The sequence below is a fragment of the Ferrimonas aestuarii genome (genome assembly GCF_005116665.1).
Lineage (GTDB): Bacteria > Pseudomonadota > Gammaproteobacteria > Enterobacterales > Shewanellaceae > Ferrimonas > Ferrimonas aestuarii.
The window spans coordinates 293,927-309,847 of the sequence record NZ_SWCJ01000004.1 but is presented as its reverse complement, the minus strand read 5'-3'; the positions used below and the strand labels follow the sequence as shown (position 1 = coordinate 309,847).

The following is a 15,921-nucleotide window of genomic DNA, read 5'->3' as shown; positions in this document are numbered from 1 at the left end:
ATCTGAGCATGAAAAAGGTCAGCGCTTGCTGACCTTTTCCATTTTTGGGTTTTATTGAGGCTCGATAGCCTGATAGAAATTGTGTTCGCTGGCTTGCTGACTCAGCAGTTGTTCGATGCGATCGTCTTTACGTTGCCAGCGCTCGTTGAGCCAACCTTGAAACTCGACCCGATAGGCCTTGTCTTTGTCGTAATCCCCTTTGGGTACCTGGGTCATGCTCAGCACATCCACATCGACGGCTATGGTGTTCACTTTGCCCGCTAGCATGTCCCACATGATGTTTTCCGAGGCGCCTGGGTAGACGATGGTGATGTCCAGCATCTCTTTGAATTGATCCCCTAGGGTTGCCATGGCAAAGGCGATACCACCGGCTTTGGGTTTGAGCAGGTAACGGTAGGGGCTGCGTTGGCGCTTGTGTTTCTCGGGAGTCAAACGTGAACCCTCGATGAAATTGATTACCGTGGTCGGTAGATCGCGAAACTTGGCGCAGGAGCGGCGAGTGGTTTCGATGTCCTTGCCTTTCAATTTCGGGTTTTTAGCTATTTCTGACTTGGAGTAGCGACGCATGAAAGGCATGTCTAACGCCCAACAGGCGATGCCCATCATAGGCACATAGATGAGCTGTTGTTTCAGGAAGAACTTCAGCATGGGCACACGGTCGCGAAGTACGATGGAAACCACAAAAATGTCTGCCCAGCTCATGTGATTGGAGATAACCAAATACCAGCCTTGAGTCGTCAGGCGGTCATCGAGGCCATCGATCTGCCAACGGGTGGCGGTGGTGGTTTTGAAAATGAACTCGTTACCTATTACCCAGCCTCGCATTAGGTGGTTAAGCAGCCACGACAGCTTAACTCGAGTACCCTGATGGGGAATGATCATCTTGATAATGCCGATGATGAAGATCAGCGAACTCCACCACAGAATATTCAGGGTGGCCAAGAGGGCATTGATGAGCGCCACCAAAGGGCGAGGTAAAAAGCTCAACATAGATTACGACTTACCGTTGTTACTGAGTTCATTCAGTTGCCTGTCTTTTTCTTGCCAAAGATCATTCAACCAAGTTTGAAAGCGGATTTTATCTTCTGGGGTCTGGTAACGCCAATTCAGCAGGGGTTCCAGTGAGTGGGTACTCACACTTACGTCGATTTGAGGCACTTGCCCTTTCAGGAATTGCCAAAATGTGGGAATGCCGTAGGGGTAGTGAATGGTGACATTCAATAGCTGCTGAAGTTGTCCACTCATGGCGTCTAGGGTAAACGCAACGCCGCCAACCTTTGGTCTGAGCAGTTGATCAAAAGGGGAGTTTTGACGTTTGTGTTTGGATTCTGTGAATCGGGTTCCTTCGACAAAGTTGGTGATGGTAACCGGAGAGTTTTTATATTTATCACAGGCTTTGCGAGTGGCTTCGATGTCTTTACCTTTCATATTTGGGTGCTTCTCCAGATAGGCTTTGGAGAAGCGGCGCATGAACGGAAAGTCCAATGCCCACCAGCATAGGCCGATGAAAGGGACAAAGATCAGTTCGGCTTTCAGGAAGAATTTCAGGAAGGGGATTCTATGGTTAAACACCCGCTGCAGCACCAGAATATCAACCCAAGACTGATGGTTGGAAATCAACAGATACCACTGTTTGGGCGAGAGCTCTGGCAGCTTACCCACAACCACTTGGGTTCCGCTGAGTAGTTTCTGATTGAGGTTGTTGATGCTGATCCACGCGGTCGCACAGCGATCCACTGCCCAGCTGCAAAAGCGCCTCAACGGAGCGATAGGGATCAACTTCACCAAACCCAGACCGAATACCAATGGGAACCAGAATAGGGTGTTGATGACATATCCACAAAATGCCAATACGCCGGTTAAGGTGCTCACTTGAACTGTCCATTTACAAAAGATAACTGATGATATGTTAAACAGCTCAGGCTGGAGTCTCAATACTAAATGGATTCGAATGGCGGTCAAAATGCAACGAATTACATCAATTGTGCCAGTAATTTATCCATTGCTCGGTAGCTTAGTGCCTGTGCTACGTGAGAGGTTTCAACCTGCTGACACTGGGCAAGATCGGCGATGGTACGGCTGACTTTCAAGATTCGATGGTAGGCACGAATGGACAGCTTTAGCCGCTGAATACTCTCTTCTGCAAACAGCATAACTTCCCGACTTATTCCTACATTTTGATTTAACTTCGATGAACTTAGCTGCGAGTTTAGGCAGTTTTGCCGTGAGAGTGCCCATCGTCGTGCTTGCGCTACTTTGTCTTTGGCTACCGCCGTGGTTAGGGGGTTAGTAACCGGTTGGTTCAACTGACCCGGCGGCAGCCGATTGACGTCGACACTGAGATCAAACCGGTCGAGAAAAGGACCAGAGATGCGGCTTAAGTAACGTCGAATCTGCTCTGGCGTTGAGCGCGATTGAGCACCAATTTCACCACACGGGCTGGGGTTTAGTGCGGCAATCAATTGAAATTCCGCGGGGAACTTAAGCTTGGCTGCGGCTCTGGAGATTACCACCTGCCCTGATTCCAGCGGCTCTCGAAGGCTGTCTAGCACCGTTCTTGGAAACTCGGGCAACTCGTCTAAGAACAGCACGCCATGGTGGGCCAGAGAGATCTCTCCAGGCTTAGGCACGCTGCCCCCGCCCACAAGTGAGGCGGATGAGCTGGAGTGGTGGGGGGCGCGAAACGGGCGCTGTGTTAATTGAGCCGGATGGCGATCCAGACTTGCGATGGAGTGGATGGATGCTACTTCGAGGGCTTGGCTCATACTGAGTTCAGGCAGCAGGTCACTCAAGCGACTGGCTAACATGGTTTTGCCGGTGCCTGGCGGGCCAACCAACATCAGATTGTGTTGGCCTGCAGCGGCGATCATTAACGCTTGTTTTCCCTGATGTTGACCAATGACATCGCTGAGATCTTGGGCGGCAGGTGCTGCCGAGGTGGCTTCGATAACCGGAAGGCGACCTTCACCTTGATGGCTTAATAGCAGTTCAATCATCTCCGGTAACGTGGATGCGGATATGGCGTTCAGATCGTGAATCAATTGCAATTGTTGGGCGTCGTTATTGGCAACCACCATCTGCCGGGAGGCTTGTTGGCAGGCGAGGGCGGCGGGAAGCAGGCCGCTGCTGCCCTGAATCTCTCCTGCTAGCGACAGTTCACCATAAAACTCTCGGTTTTGAATGCAGTGCGGTGGAAGTTGGCCGGTGGCTGTTAGGATGGCGAGGGCAATGCCTAAGTCGAAGCGGCCGCCCTGTTTGGGCAGATCCGCCGGTGCTAAGTTGACCGTGACTCGGCGGGCAGGAAATTCAAAGCCACTGTTTTGTAATGCCGCTCGAACTCGCTCTCTGGCTTCCCGAACTGAGGCTTCCGGTAACCCGACGACGGCAAAGCTCGGCAGCCCACCGGCAATGTGAACCTCCACCCGCACCTCGGGCGCGTCAATGCCCACTAAAGCGCGCGTGTACACCTGAGCAATGGCCATCCTTAGCCTCCAAAACAGCAGCGTCTCATAAAGCGTAGTCGACTGAGTTTTGAGCACGGCCTTGCGGTGAATCCAATTCGCCATGGGTGAGCAGTGTTAAATATGATGATGTCTCAATAGACGGAAGCTTGGCTGTTATTGAGCTTGGCTGATCAGTGCATTACTACTGAGTGTTGGTTAAGCTAATGATTAGCCAGTATTTAATTTCCATTTCCCGCCTAGTTAGAGTAAAAAATCGGTGTCATTCGCATATGACATCATTTGTTACATTTGAATTGTTTTCACAAATGGAAAAAAATCTTTGCATCCGTGTAGGCGCTGTGCTAATTCTAAATAAGCTTAAAAATTAGTCGTGCCTCGGAAGGAGTTCGAGGCCAAATAATTGGAATGAATTGAAATGTTTTCTCAGTCTTTAAACCTACTACTAGTCGTGGTCCTAACCGTGGTGATTATTATCACCGGCGGGGATCGCGTTTGGTCGAGGCAAAGCTAGCCTGAGACAACAACCAAACAGCAACCCCCGCACCGAAAGGTCCGGGGGTTTTTTTTAGCCCTAAGGAAAGTTCCACGGAGAAGATGATGACTCAGATGTACCACCAAGCCGATGCCAACCCTGCAATGTTAGAAGGCAAAACCGTAGCCGTACTGGGCTATGGCAGTCAGGGACGAGGCCAGTCACTGAACCTGCGCGACAGCGGCGTTAATGTTGTCATTGGGCTGCGTCCTGGTGGCGCCAGTTGGAAACAGGCGGAAGAGGAAGGTTGGCAGCCGGTGCCATTCGCCGATGCGGTTCGTGATGCGGATGTGGTGATGGTGCTGATTCCTGATATGGCTCAAGCGGACAACTACAAAGAGTTCATCGAGCCCAACATCAAGCCCGGCGCCATGTTGATGTTCAGCCACGGCCTAAACGTGCACTACGGCATGATTGAACCAAAGAGTGACATCGATGTGGCCATGGTGGCACCGAAAGGGCCTGGCTATCTGGTGCGCACCGAATATGAAAAGGGCGCGGGCGTACCTTGCTTGATGGCAGTGCACCAAGATACCAGCGGAGAAGCTCACGCCAGAGCCCTCGCTTACGCGGATGCCATTGGTGGTACCCGAGGTGGCGTACTGACCACGAACTTCAAAGAGGAGACCGAAACCGATCTCTTCGGTGAGCAAGCGGTATTGTGTGGCGGCGCAGTCGCTTTGGTTCGCAAGGGCTGGGAAACCTTGGTGGAAGCGGGTTATCAACCTGAGTTGGCTTACTTCGAATGTCTGCACGAACTGAAACTGATTGTGGATCTGTTGTACGAAGGCGGCATCTCTAAAATGCATGAATTTGTGTCCGATACTGCGGCGTACGGCGCCCTGACTCGCGGTGACCGTATCGTCGATGACCGCGCGAAAGAGACCATGAAACAAGTGTTGTCAGAGATTCAAAGCGGCGCCTTCACCAAGCAGTGGGTTGAAGAGTACAAGGCGGGAAGCGGCAACTATCGTGCGGCTCAGCAAGCGGAATGCGAGCACCCAATCGAAAAAGTGGGCGCCGAGTTACGTGGCCGCATGAGCTGGTTAAATCGAGGGGAGTAACGGCATGATCAGCGGAGCGGAAGCAGTGGTTCGTACCCTCGAGGGATTCGGGGTGAAAACGGTATTTGGTTACCCAGGCGGTGCCATCATGCCGGTGTACGATGCAATGTTGGATTCGTCAGTGGAACACACTCTGTGTCGTCATGAGCAGGGGGCGGCGTTTGCCGCCATCGGATTTGCCCGAGCCTCGGGCAAAGTGGGCGTCTGCATTGCCACCTCGGGACCGGGTGCAACCAACCTCATTACCTCGTTGGCCGATGCTTACATGGATTCCATTCCGCTGGTCGCCATTACCGGACAGGTACCTAGTGGTGCTATTGGTACCGATGCCTTCCAAGAGATCGACGTGTTGGGATTGTCCCTAGCTTGCACCAAGCACAGCTTTTTGGTGAGTCACGTTGATGAGCTGTGTGACGTGTTGCAGCGTGCGTTTGCGCTGGCACAGGAGGGGCGGCCAGGACCAGTTCTGGTTGATATCCCAAAAGATGTACAGCAGGCGATGGTGGAGTTCCACCCACCACTGGTGGCCCATGAAAATGGTGCTGGCATTGGTGACTTCCCACTGGAAGCCGCTCATAAGATGCTTAAAGAAGCCAAGCAGCCGGTGCTGTACGTTGGCGGTGGCGTGGGCATGGCCGGAGCGGTGCCTCAGTTGCGTCAATTTATTGAGATTACCGGCATTCCATCGGTGACCACCTTGAAGGGCATTGGTGCGGTGGCTCCGGGTACTCCAGGTTTCTTGGGCATGCTGGGGATGCACGGTACCAAAGCGGCCAATACTGCGGTGCAAAACTCTGACCTGCTGATCGCCGTTGGTGCCCGCTTCGATGACCGAGTTACCGGCAAATTGGATGAGTTTGCTCCCGATGCCAAGGTGATTCATCTGGACGTGGACCCAGCGGAATTTCACAAACGTCGCCAAGCGCACATCAGCCACAGCGCCGATCTGAAATTGGTATTGCCAGCGATGGCACTGCCCCTTGAGACCGACGCTTGGTGTCGCCAATGTCAGCAACAGGCCGAGGACTGGCAGTTTAACTATCAGTTTCCAGGGGAAGGCATTTTTGCTCCGGCACTGCTTAAAACCATCTCTGAGCGCTTACCCAAGGGCAGCGCGGTGGCTTGCGATGTGGGGCAGCACCAGATGTGGGTTGCTCAGCACATGAGCTTTGATGGCCCAGAGAATCATCTGTCTAGTGCCGGTTTAGGCACCATGGGCTTTGGTATTCCTGCGGGCATCGGTGCCCAATTTGCCCGTCCTGACGGCACCGTATTGGTGGTCTCTGGTGATGGCTCTTTCATGATGAATGTGCAGGAGCTGGCTACCATCAAGCGCGCCAAGTTGCCGGTGAAGATTTTGCTGCTGGATAACCAGCGCCTTGGCATGGTGAAGCAGTGGCAGGAGCTGTTCTTTGAGGAGCGTTACAGCGAAACCGACCTGTCTGATAACCCCGATTTTGTGCCGCTGGCTGCGGCATTCGATATCCCCGGCGCCCACATTTGGCGTCAGGATCAAGTGGAGTCGGCCATCGACCAGCTGATCAACAGCGATGGCCCATTCTTGTTACACGTGTCTATTTCAGAAAAAGAGAACGTCTGGCCTTTGGTACCACCTGGGGCGTCCAATAGCGATATGATGGAGAAGCAGTCATGAATCAGCACACCTTGTATATCGAGATGAATCCGACGCCAGAAGTGTTGGAGCGCGTATTGAGGGTGACTCGTCACCGTGGATTTAACGTGTGTCACATGCACATGAGCAGCATGGATCGCAAAGCCAATATTGCGGTCACCGTTGCCAGTGAACGTCCTATTGAGCACCTAACTAAGCAGCTCGATAAGTTATACGACGTTCAGCAGTGTCGTCTCGAGGTGTCTGCCGCCCGTATCGCCAACGGCTAGAAAAGGAATTGAATTATGAGCCAAGCGGATTTTATTTGGTTTAACGGCAAGACGGTGCCTTGGCAAGATGCCCAGGTACACGTATTAAGCCACGCCCTTCATTATGGGTCATCGGTTTTTGAGGGCATTCGTGCCTACCACACCCCCAAAGGGCCTGCGGTATTCCGCTTGAAAGAGCACATTCAGCGACTGTTTGATTCGGCCAAGATCTACCGAATGCCGATCCCTTATAGCGCGGAACAGATTGAACAGGCTTGCCGCGATACCATCGTTGATAACGGCCTAGACAGCGCTTACATCCGTCCTTTGGCCTTTTATGGTCATGTGGGGTTAGGACTCAATGTGCCTCAAGGTTCCCAAGCGGAAGTGATCGTTGCCTCATTCCCTTGGAATGCCTATTTGGGTGAGGAAAGCACCCAGCAAGGGGTGGATGTGTGCATCTCCTCTTGGAATCGATTGGCAGCGAATACCATGCCAACGGCGGCGAAAGCGGGGGGAAATTACCTGTCTTCGCAACTTATCTCCGGTGAAGCCAAGCGTCACGGTTACGCCGAAGGCATCGCTTTGGACGTGAATGGTCAGATCTCCGAAGGCGCCGGCGAAAACCTGTTCGTGGTGAAAAATGGCGTGTTGATTACCCCTCCGGTAACCGCAGCGATTTTGCCGGGAATTACTCGGGACACCATCATCACTCTGGCTCGCGAAGCGGGTTATGAAGTGAAAGAGGAGGCGATCGCACGAGAGGCCCTGTATCTGGCCGATGAGATCTTCATGACAGGTACTGCCGCCGAGATCGTGCCTGTGCGTTCGGTGGATGGCATTCAGGTGGGGGCCGGCAATCGCGGCCCAATAACCGCAGATCTGCAAGCGGCCTTCTTTGGGTTGTTTAGTGGCGTCACCGAAGATAAGTGGGGCTGGCTGGATTACGTCAGTGATGATGGCGATGCCCCGAAAGAAGACGCGCAAGCGTTTTCCGCTCATACCACCGCTAAGGTGCTGTAGCACTGAGCTGTAACTGCTGTATTTGTTAAGGAAACACCATGCCTAAATTGCGTTCCGCCACCTCGACTTCTGGAAGAAACATGGCGGGGGCGCGTGCTCTGTGGCGCGCCACCGGTATGACCGATGAGGATTTTGGGAAGCCGATCATTGCCATTGCCAACTCGTTCACTCAGTTTGTGCCCGGCCACGTGCACCTGAAAGACATGGGGCAGTTGGTGGCGGGCGCCATTGAGCAAGCCGGTGGCGTGGCCAAAGAGTTCAATACCATTGCCGTGGACGATGGCATCGCCATGGGCCACGGTGGCATGCTCTACTCCTTACCCAGCCGAGAACTGATTGCCGACAGTGTTGAGTACATGGTCAATGCCCATTGTGCCGACGCGTTGGTGTGCATCTCTAACTGCGACAAAATCACCCCAGGCATGTTGATGGCGGCGCTGCGCCTGAACATTCCGGTGATCTTTGTCTCTGGTGGCCCCATGGAAGCGGGCAAAACCAAACTGTCGGATCAACTGATCAAGCTGGATCTGGTGGATGCCATGGTGCAAGCCGCCGATCCTTCTGTATCTGATGAGCAAGCGGAGCAGGTAGAGCGCAGTGCTTGCCCGACGTGCGGTTCCTGCTCCGGCATGTTTACCGCCAACTCCATGAATTGCCTGACGGAAGCGCTTGGGCTGTCGCTGCCAGGCAATGGCTCGATGCTTGCGACTCACGCTGACCGAGAGCAGCTGTTTTTAGAAGCTGGGCAGAAGATCATGAATTTGGCCCGTCGCTGGTATCAAAATGACGATGCGACGGCGCTGCCAAGAGGCATCGCGACTAAGGCGGCCTTCAACAATGCCATGGCGCTGGATATCGCCATGGGCGGCTCCACCAATACCGTATTGCACCTGCTGGCGGCGGCACAGGAAGCAGAAGTGGACTTCACCATGGATGACATGGACGCCCTGTCTCGCAAAGTGCCGCAATTGTGCAAGGTGGCGCCATCAACACCGAAATACCACATGGAGGATGTGCATCGTGCCGGTGGCGTGATGGCCATTTTGGGGGAGCTGGCCAGAGCCAACCTCCTAGATACCTCGGTGCCCCACGTGGCGGGCATCAATTTGGAGCAGGTGCTGGCGAAATACGACGTTGCCGTCAGTCAGGATCCTAATATCGCTAAGTTTTATCGTGCGGGTCCAGCGGGAATCCGCACCACTAAAGCGTTTTCTCAAGATTGCCGCTGGCCAGAGCTGGATCTGGACCGTGCCCAAGGCTGCATTCGCAGCGCCGAACACGCGTTTTCAGAAGAGGGCGGGCTGGCGGTGCTAAGTGGCAATTTGGCTGCCAACGGCTGCGTGGTCAAAACCGCTGGGGTGCCCGATGACGGCTTGGTCTTTACCGGAACCGCTCGGGTTTATGAAAGCCAAGATGCCGCAGTGGCAGGCATCCTCGAGGGGGAAGTGAAGGCTGGTGAGGTGGTGGTGATCCGCTTCGAAGGCCCCAAAGGCGGGCCAGGGATGCAGGAGATGCTCTACCCAACCAGCTACCTGAAATCCATGGGATTAGGGCAGAAATGTGCTCTGATTACCGATGGCAGATTCTCCGGGGGCACTTCTGGGCTTTCCATTGGCCACGTATCTCCAGAGGCAGCCAGTGGCGGCGTGATCGCTTTGGTAGAGGATGGCGATATCATCACCATCGACATTCCTAAGCGCAGCATCCGCTTGGCGGTGGACGACGCCGTGTTGGCGGAGCGAGCCGAGCACTGCAGTTATCAGCCTAAATATCGTCAGCGCCAGGTGAGCCCAGCCCTAAAAGCCTACGCAAGCTTAGCCACCAGTGCCGACCGAGGTGCAGTTCGAGATCTTGCGAAGTTGGAGGCGCTATGAGTGCCTTAGCCCAAGCTGCAGTGGATACACCACCTCAGGATCTGGCGCAGTGGTATCTGCGCCAGATATTGTTGGCACCGGTCTATCAAGCCGCCAAAGTAACCGATCTGGATCCGCTGCCTAAGTTGTCTCAGCGTTTGGGCTGCGAGCTGTGGCTGAAGCGGGAAGACCAGCAACCGGTGCATTCGTTTAAGCTTCGAGGCGCATTCAATTGCATTCAAAGTCTGAGTGATGCCCAGCGCCAAGCTGGGGTTGTGGCGGCTTCTGCGGGCAACCATGCTCAAGGCGTAGCCTTGTCTGCAGCTCGTCTTGGTATTCGGGCGGTGATTGTGATGCCCGCGACCACTCCTGAAATTAAAGTTGATGCCGTGCGTCGCCACGGTGGTGAAGTGGTGCTTCACGGTGACAGTTTTGACGTTGCTTACCAGCATGCAAAATTTCTTGCTGCCGATGAAGGTTTTACTCTGATTCCCCCTTTTGATGATCCTGCGGTGATCGCCGGTCAGGGCACCATAGGCCAAGAGCTGTTGCAGCAGCAGCGTCAATTGGATGCGGTGTTTGTGCCTGTTGGCGGTGGCGGTTTGATTGCGGGGGTAGCCGCCTACATTAAGGCGCTGGATCCCAGCATCGAGGTAATTGGTGTTGAGCCGGAAGATGCTGCCTGTCTGAAAGCGGCCCTTGAGGCAGGTCACCCAGTCGATCTGGAAAAAGTCGGTCTGTTTGCCGATGGGGTGGCGGTTAAACGCATCGGCGAAGCGCCCTTTGCGGTGGCTCAGCAGTGCGTGGACAGGGTAGTGACCGTGACCAGCGATGAGATCTGTGCCGCGGTAAAAGACATTTTTGAAGATACCCGCGCCATCGCTGAACCGGCGGGGGCGCTGGCTCTCGCTGGCCTAAAACGATATCGCCAAGGCCGTGAAGACTCACAGAAATTGGCGGCGATTCTTTCCGGCGCTAACGTGAATTTTCACAGCTTGCGCTATGTGTCGGAGCGCTGCGAGTTGGGTGAGGGCCGAGAGGCGGTATTGGCGGTGACCATTCCTGAGCAGAAGGGCAGTTTTCTGCGTTTTTGCCAGTTACTTGGTCAGCGAGCGATCACCGAGTTTAACTATCGTCTAGCCGATGGCGACAGCGCCAATATTTTCGTTGGTCTTCGAGTCAGTGGAGCGCAGGAGCTGGCGGCCATCAGCAGTCTGTTGAATGAGCATGGTTATGCCCATCAGGACTTGTCTCAAGATGAAACCGCCAAGCTTCATGTGCGTTACATGGTTGGGGGCAAACCGCCTAAGGCGATCAACGAAAAGCTCTATCACGTGACCTTTCCTGAGCACCCTGGTGCACTATTGCAGTTTTTGACCCGCCTGGGTCAGCGCTGGAACATCTCACTGTTTCACTATCGAAACCATGGGGCCGCCTATGGCCGCGTGCTAATGGGATTGGAGTGCCCACAAGGCTTAGAGCATGATTTGTCGCAGTTTTTAGCGGCGCTTCCTTTAGAGTGTCGTGAAGTAACCACCAGCCCAAGTTATCAGTACTTCCTTAAATAAACTTCAAGTTTAGCAAAAATTAATAGCTCAATTAACTGAATTATTGGGCTTATTGCTGTTCTCAAAAAAGAATATTTACATTTGGTTCTCGACATACATACGTGTATGTCTGTAAAATCAGTTTCATTATTTTTGGGGTTGCTGCTTTTGGCAACCGATTTTTGAGAGTCGCGATGAAGGACCCACGTCATTGGATCGAAACGATGGTGTGGGTGAGGAGCGGGGATGTTTAAGCGTTTTGTTATTGTCGTTGGTGGTGTGCTGGTGCTCCTTGGGGGCATCGGTTATATCAAATTTCAACAGATTCAAGCAGGGATGGCTCAGCTTGCCAATTTTGCACCGCCCCCAGCAACGGTGTCTGCGGTAGAAGCTCACACCGTAGAGTGGCGACCGCAGCTGACCAGCGTGGGTACCTTGACCGCCATCGAAGGTATCGCTTTGTCGGCAGAAGTGTCTGGTACCGTAGATGAGGTCCATTTCAAAAGTGGTCAGAAAGTGTCAGCGGGCCAATTGCTGCTGACGCTGAACAACGATGTTGAGAAAGCGACATTAGCCAGTTACAAAGCCCAAGCCGAATTGGCGAAGATCAAGTTTGAGCGCAACAAAGATCTGTTCAAACAGAAGAGCATCTCTGAGATTGAGTTCGATCAATCCAGTGCCGACCTTAAAGTGGCCAACGCCATGGTGCAGCAGACTGAAGCCAACATTGCTAAGAAAGTGATTCGCGCCCCGTTCAGTGGCACTCTGGGGATTCGTCAATTTTCGTTGGGTCAGTATGTTAAGAATGGCGAAGAGTTTGTGACTTTGCAGGACGTCTCTTCCCTCTATGCCGATTTTGCCGTGCCTGAGCAATTCCTACCTCGCCTTTATGATGGTCAGGAAGTGCTGTTCTCCGTGAGCGCGGCGCCTAATCAGGAGTTTCGTGGCAAGGTAACTGCCATCGAAGCTAAGGTCGATGAGCAGACTCGAAATGTGAGTATTCGCGCCGAAGTGCCTAATGATCACGGTCTGCTGCATCCGGGCATGTACGCCGATATTCGTCTGCTAATGAAAGAGACCGTTACCCCAGTGGTAGTGCCAAAAACCGCCATTGTCTACAGTCCATTTGGTGATGCTGTGTTTGTTGTCGATAACGACGATCAAGGTGCGACTGTGGCAAAGCGTGTGTACATCCAAGTGGGTGAGCAGCGTGGCAATGACGTTGCCATCGTCAGTGGCCTTGAAGCGGGTATGCAGGTGGTTGATTCCGGTACCAATAAGTTGGAAAACGGCACCAAGTTGATTCTGTCTGACGCTGTTCGTCTGTAAGGGGTAAGCATGAGTTTTACCGACGTTTTTATCCGCCGGCCGGTGCTGGCGGTGGTACTGAACATCTTGTTGTTGGTGTTCGGTGCTCGTGCCTTCATGGACATGCAGGTGCGCCAATACCCAGACATGGAGATTGGCCAGGTTGACATCACTACCAGCTATCCTGGTGCTGACGCCGAGTTGGTACAAGGCTTTGTTACCAACCCGATTCAAGAGGTGATCTCCTCTACCGAAGGGATTGACTACATTACTGCAAGTTCTTCGGCGGGTGTGTCTACCATCTCGGTATTTTTGAATTTGGGCTATGACGCCAACACCGCCATGGCGGAGATTCTCACCAAGCTTAACGAAGTCAAAGGCCGCCTGCCCGCAGACATCAATGAGCCGATCATCGCCAAGAGCACCTCTGGTGGTGATGCCATTATGTATCTGGCGTACATGAGTGACACCATGAGCGGCGTTGAGATCACCGATTACCTGAAACGGGTGGTGCAGCCTAAATTGACCGAAGTGGATGGCTTAGCGGAAGCTGAGCTCTATGGCCAGAAAGAGTTCTCTATGCGCATCTGGTTGGATCCGGTTCGCATGCAGGCCAACGGCGTCACCACCAACGACGTTAACTCGGTATTGACCCAGAACAACTTCCAGTCAGCTGCCGGTGAAGTGCGCGATCAGTACACCGTGACCTCGGTGCGTGCGTCTACCTCACTCCAGGATGAAGCGTCGTTTGGTAACATCACCGTTAAGAGTAATGGTACCGATGTTGTGCGTCTGCGGGATATTGCCCGCATCGAGTTGGCGGCACAGAGTGACAAGGTCTTCGCCATGGTCAGCGGCCGTCCGGCGATCATGGTGGGGATTAAAACCACACCAGAAGCCAACCCGCTGGACGTGGCTAAAGGCGTCTACGAGGTGCTGCCTGAGATTGAACGCAACCTGCCAGATGGCCTGACCCAGGTGATGAACCATGACTCCACCGAGTACATTCAAGAGTCCATCGATGAGGTGATCTCCACCTTGGTTGAAGCGGTGATCATCGTGGTATTCGTGGTGTTCCTGTTCTTAGGCTCACTGCGCAGCGTTATTATTCCTATTGTGACTGTGCCACTGTGCCTGATTGGCGTGGGCCTGTTTATGTTGGGGCTGGGTTTCTCCATCAACTTGCTGACCTTGTTGGCGCTGGTGATGGCGATCTCCCTGGTAGTGGATGACGCCATCGTGGTGGTGGAGAACGTTCACCGTCACATTGAAGAGGGCAAAACCCCACTGCGCGCAGCAGTGGTGGGCGCCCGTGAGATTGCCCTGCCGGTTATCGCCATGACCATTACTTTGGCGGCGGTATACGCCCCAATTGGTTTCATGGGGGGCTTGACCGGGTCGCTGTTTACCGAGTTTGCGTTTACGTTGGCAGCAGCGGTACTGATCTCCGGTTTTGTGGCCTTGACCTTATCGCCGATGATGAGTTCGAAGATGCTGACTGCAGAAGATCTGCATAAGCCTCTGCCACAGTTGATCGACCGTACTTTTGAGAAGGTGTTGAATCGTTATCAGAGAATACTGACTCAGGTAGTTAAGCACTACAAAGCGGCCATTGTGGTCAGCGCCATGTTGTTGCTGTTGGCCATTGGTGCCATGTTTATGACGACCAAGTCTGAACTGGCTCCGACGGAAGACCAAGGCTTCCTGTTTAACATCGCTCAGGGCCCGGATAACGCTGGCATCAACTACACCGTTGCTTATGCCAATGCCTTTACTGAGGCGGCCAAGTCACTGCCAGAGTACAAAGACAACTTCATGTTTGCCGGTTTCCCCACCGAAAGTGGCTTTATGTCCGGTGTGGTATTAAAGCCTTGGAGTGAACGTGAACGCAGCCAGATGGAGATTCAGCCTGAGGTGCAGGGGCTGGCGAAAACCATCGCCGGTGTCGACATCTTTACCATACACCCTCCAGCACTGCCAGGTGTGGCCATGGGCTTACCGGTCGGTTTTGTGGTGACCACCACTGCCGATCACCAAACTCTGTTTAATGTGATGGAAGAGCTGAAAGCCAAGGCGCTGCAAAGTGGTTTGTTCATGGTGGTGAACTCCACACTGAAGATGAACAAGCCGCAGGTGCACATCGCCATCGACCGTGAAAAAGCCGGTCAGCTAGGTATCTCCATGCAGAGCATCGGCTCGGTGTTGTCGACTCAGTTAGGGGATTTCAGAACCAACTACTTTGATATTGCCGGTCGCAGCTACGAGGTGATCCCTCAGGCGGACGCGCCGTATCGCAGCACCGCCGAGCGCATTGCGGATCTTTATGTAAGTAGCTCTAACGGCAAGTCGGTACCCCTGTCTACTGTGGTGACCGTGTCCAACGAGGTGATTCCAAATTCGTTGACTCAGTTCCAACAACTGAACTCGGCAACCCTTGAGGCACTGCCGATGCCGGGGGCGGCCACCATTGCTGATGCTCACGAGTTTTTGCGTACTGCTTTGCAGGAGATTGCACCTAAGGGCTACGCCTACGATTACTCGGGTCAGAGCCGTCAGTTTGAGTCAGAAGGCAGTGCCTTGTACGTGACCTTTGCCTTGGCATTAATGGTGATCTTCCTGGTATTGGCAGCGCAGTTTGAGAGCTGGCGCGATCCCATTGTGGTGATGATGACCGTACCGCTGTCGATCTTCGGGGCGATGATTCCCCTGTTCCTCGGCGTCGCGACCTTGAACATCTACACCCAGGTAGGTCTGATTACCTTGGTGGGACTTATCTCCAAGCACGGCATCTTGATTGTGGAATTTGCCAATCAACTGCAGCGTGAAGGCAAGGATAAGGTGCAAGCTGTGGTGGAAGCTGCCGCTCTGCGTCTGCGTCCTATCCTGATGACCACCGCGGCTATGGTACTTGGCGTAATGCCGCTGGTATTGGCCACCGGTGCCGGTGCCATCTCTCGATTTAACATGGGGCTGGTGATCACCGTCGGATTGTCCATCGGCACCCTGTTTACCCTGTTCGTGGTGCCAGTGATGTACACCTTGCTGGCGCATACCATCGACAACCAACAGGAAGCGGCGCTACTGGCGGAAACCAGCCAGTAAGCCAAGACCTGACTTTGACGTAAGCAAAACCGCCGTAAATCGGCGGTTTTTTTGTGCCTATTTGTCTGGAAAAGCGTTTAAAACGGCTAATTTCTGTGATCCAGTCCCCACTGGATTAAAACCGTGATAACTTGGGCTAAATACCGT

Annotated in this window: 11 protein-coding genes; 8 read left to right on the top strand and 3 right to left on the bottom strand. The window is 53.5% G+C overall.

The window, feature by feature from the left end; translation table 11 throughout:
- Positions 1–51: 51 nt before the first annotated feature.
- The 3 genes from FCL42_RS08335 to FCL42_RS08325 form a co-directional block, all read right to left on the bottom strand.
- Entirely contained in the window at positions 52–990 is a 939-nt protein-coding gene (locus FCL42_RS08335) for an acyltransferase (RefSeq protein WP_136862941.1), read from the bottom strand.
- A 3-nt stretch (positions 991–993) separates the two neighbouring features.
- The gene (locus tag FCL42_RS08330; protein ID WP_136862940.1) at positions 994–1,872 is read right to left on the bottom strand and encodes an acyltransferase; all 879 of its coding nucleotides are present in this window, start codon (positions 1,870–1,872) and stop codon (positions 994–996) included.
- Between the two features lie 101 nt (positions 1,873–1,973).
- Positions 1,974–3,482 (bottom strand): YifB family Mg chelatase-like AAA ATPase, encoded by a 1,509-nt coding sequence (locus FCL42_RS08325; protein ID WP_136862939.1) that lies wholly within the window; start codon positions 3,480–3,482, stop codon positions 1,974–1,976.
- A 579-nt stretch (positions 3,483–4,061) separates the two neighbouring features.
- On the opposite strand from FCL42_RS08325, the gene ilvC reads away from it, so the two are divergent.
- The 8 genes from ilvC to FCL42_RS08285 all read left to right on the top strand — a co-directional run bounded on the left by ilvC (position 4,062) and on the right by FCL42_RS08285 (position 15,774).
- Positions 4,062–5,060 carry a ketol-acid reductoisomerase gene (ilvC, locus tag FCL42_RS08320; RefSeq protein WP_136862938.1) on the top strand — a complete coding sequence of 333 codons (999 nt, stop codon included), beginning with the start codon at positions 4,062–4,064 and terminating at the stop codon, positions 5,058–5,060.
- 4 nt (positions 5,061–5,064) lie between these two features.
- Positions 5,065–6,714, top strand: coding sequence for an acetolactate synthase 2 catalytic subunit (ilvG, locus tag FCL42_RS08315; RefSeq protein WP_136862937.1), 1,650 nt, complete (start codon positions 5,065–5,067; stop codon positions 6,712–6,714).
- The gene (gene ilvM, locus FCL42_RS08310; RefSeq protein ID WP_136862936.1) at positions 6,711–6,962 is read left to right on the top strand and encodes an acetolactate synthase 2 small subunit; all 252 of its coding nucleotides are present in this window, start codon (positions 6,711–6,713) and stop codon (positions 6,960–6,962) included. The genes ilvG and ilvM overlap by 4 nt, the downstream gene beginning before the upstream one ends.
- A 15-nt stretch (positions 6,963–6,977) precedes the next feature.
- The gene (locus tag FCL42_RS08305) at positions 6,978–7,964 is read left to right on the top strand and encodes a branched-chain amino acid transaminase (RefSeq protein ID WP_136862935.1); all 987 of its coding nucleotides are present in this window, start codon (positions 6,978–6,980) and stop codon (positions 7,962–7,964) included.
- Positions 7,965–8,002: 38 nt separating this feature from the next.
- Positions 8,003–9,838: a dihydroxy-acid dehydratase gene (gene ilvD, locus FCL42_RS08300; RefSeq protein WP_136862934.1), complete on the top strand. Its 1,836-nt coding sequence runs from the start codon at positions 8,003–8,005 to the stop codon at positions 9,836–9,838.
- Positions 9,835–11,385 carry a threonine ammonia-lyase, biosynthetic gene (gene ilvA, locus FCL42_RS08295; protein WP_136862933.1) on the top strand — a complete coding sequence of 517 codons (1,551 nt, stop codon included), beginning with the start codon at positions 9,835–9,837 and terminating at the stop codon, positions 11,383–11,385. Before ilvD ends, ilvA begins: the two co-directional genes overlap by 4 nt.
- A gap of 225 nt (positions 11,386–11,610) precedes the next feature.
- Positions 11,611–12,693 carry an efflux RND transporter periplasmic adaptor subunit gene (locus tag FCL42_RS08290; protein ID WP_136862932.1) on the top strand — a complete coding sequence of 361 codons (1,083 nt, stop codon included), beginning with the start codon at positions 11,611–11,613 and terminating at the stop codon, positions 12,691–12,693.
- Between the two features lie 9 nt (positions 12,694–12,702).
- Complete coding sequence (locus FCL42_RS08285) at positions 12,703–15,774, top strand: efflux RND transporter permease subunit (RefSeq protein WP_136862931.1); 3,072 nt, start codon at positions 12,703–12,705, stop codon at positions 15,772–15,774.
- Positions 15,775–15,921 lie beyond the last annotated feature (147 nt).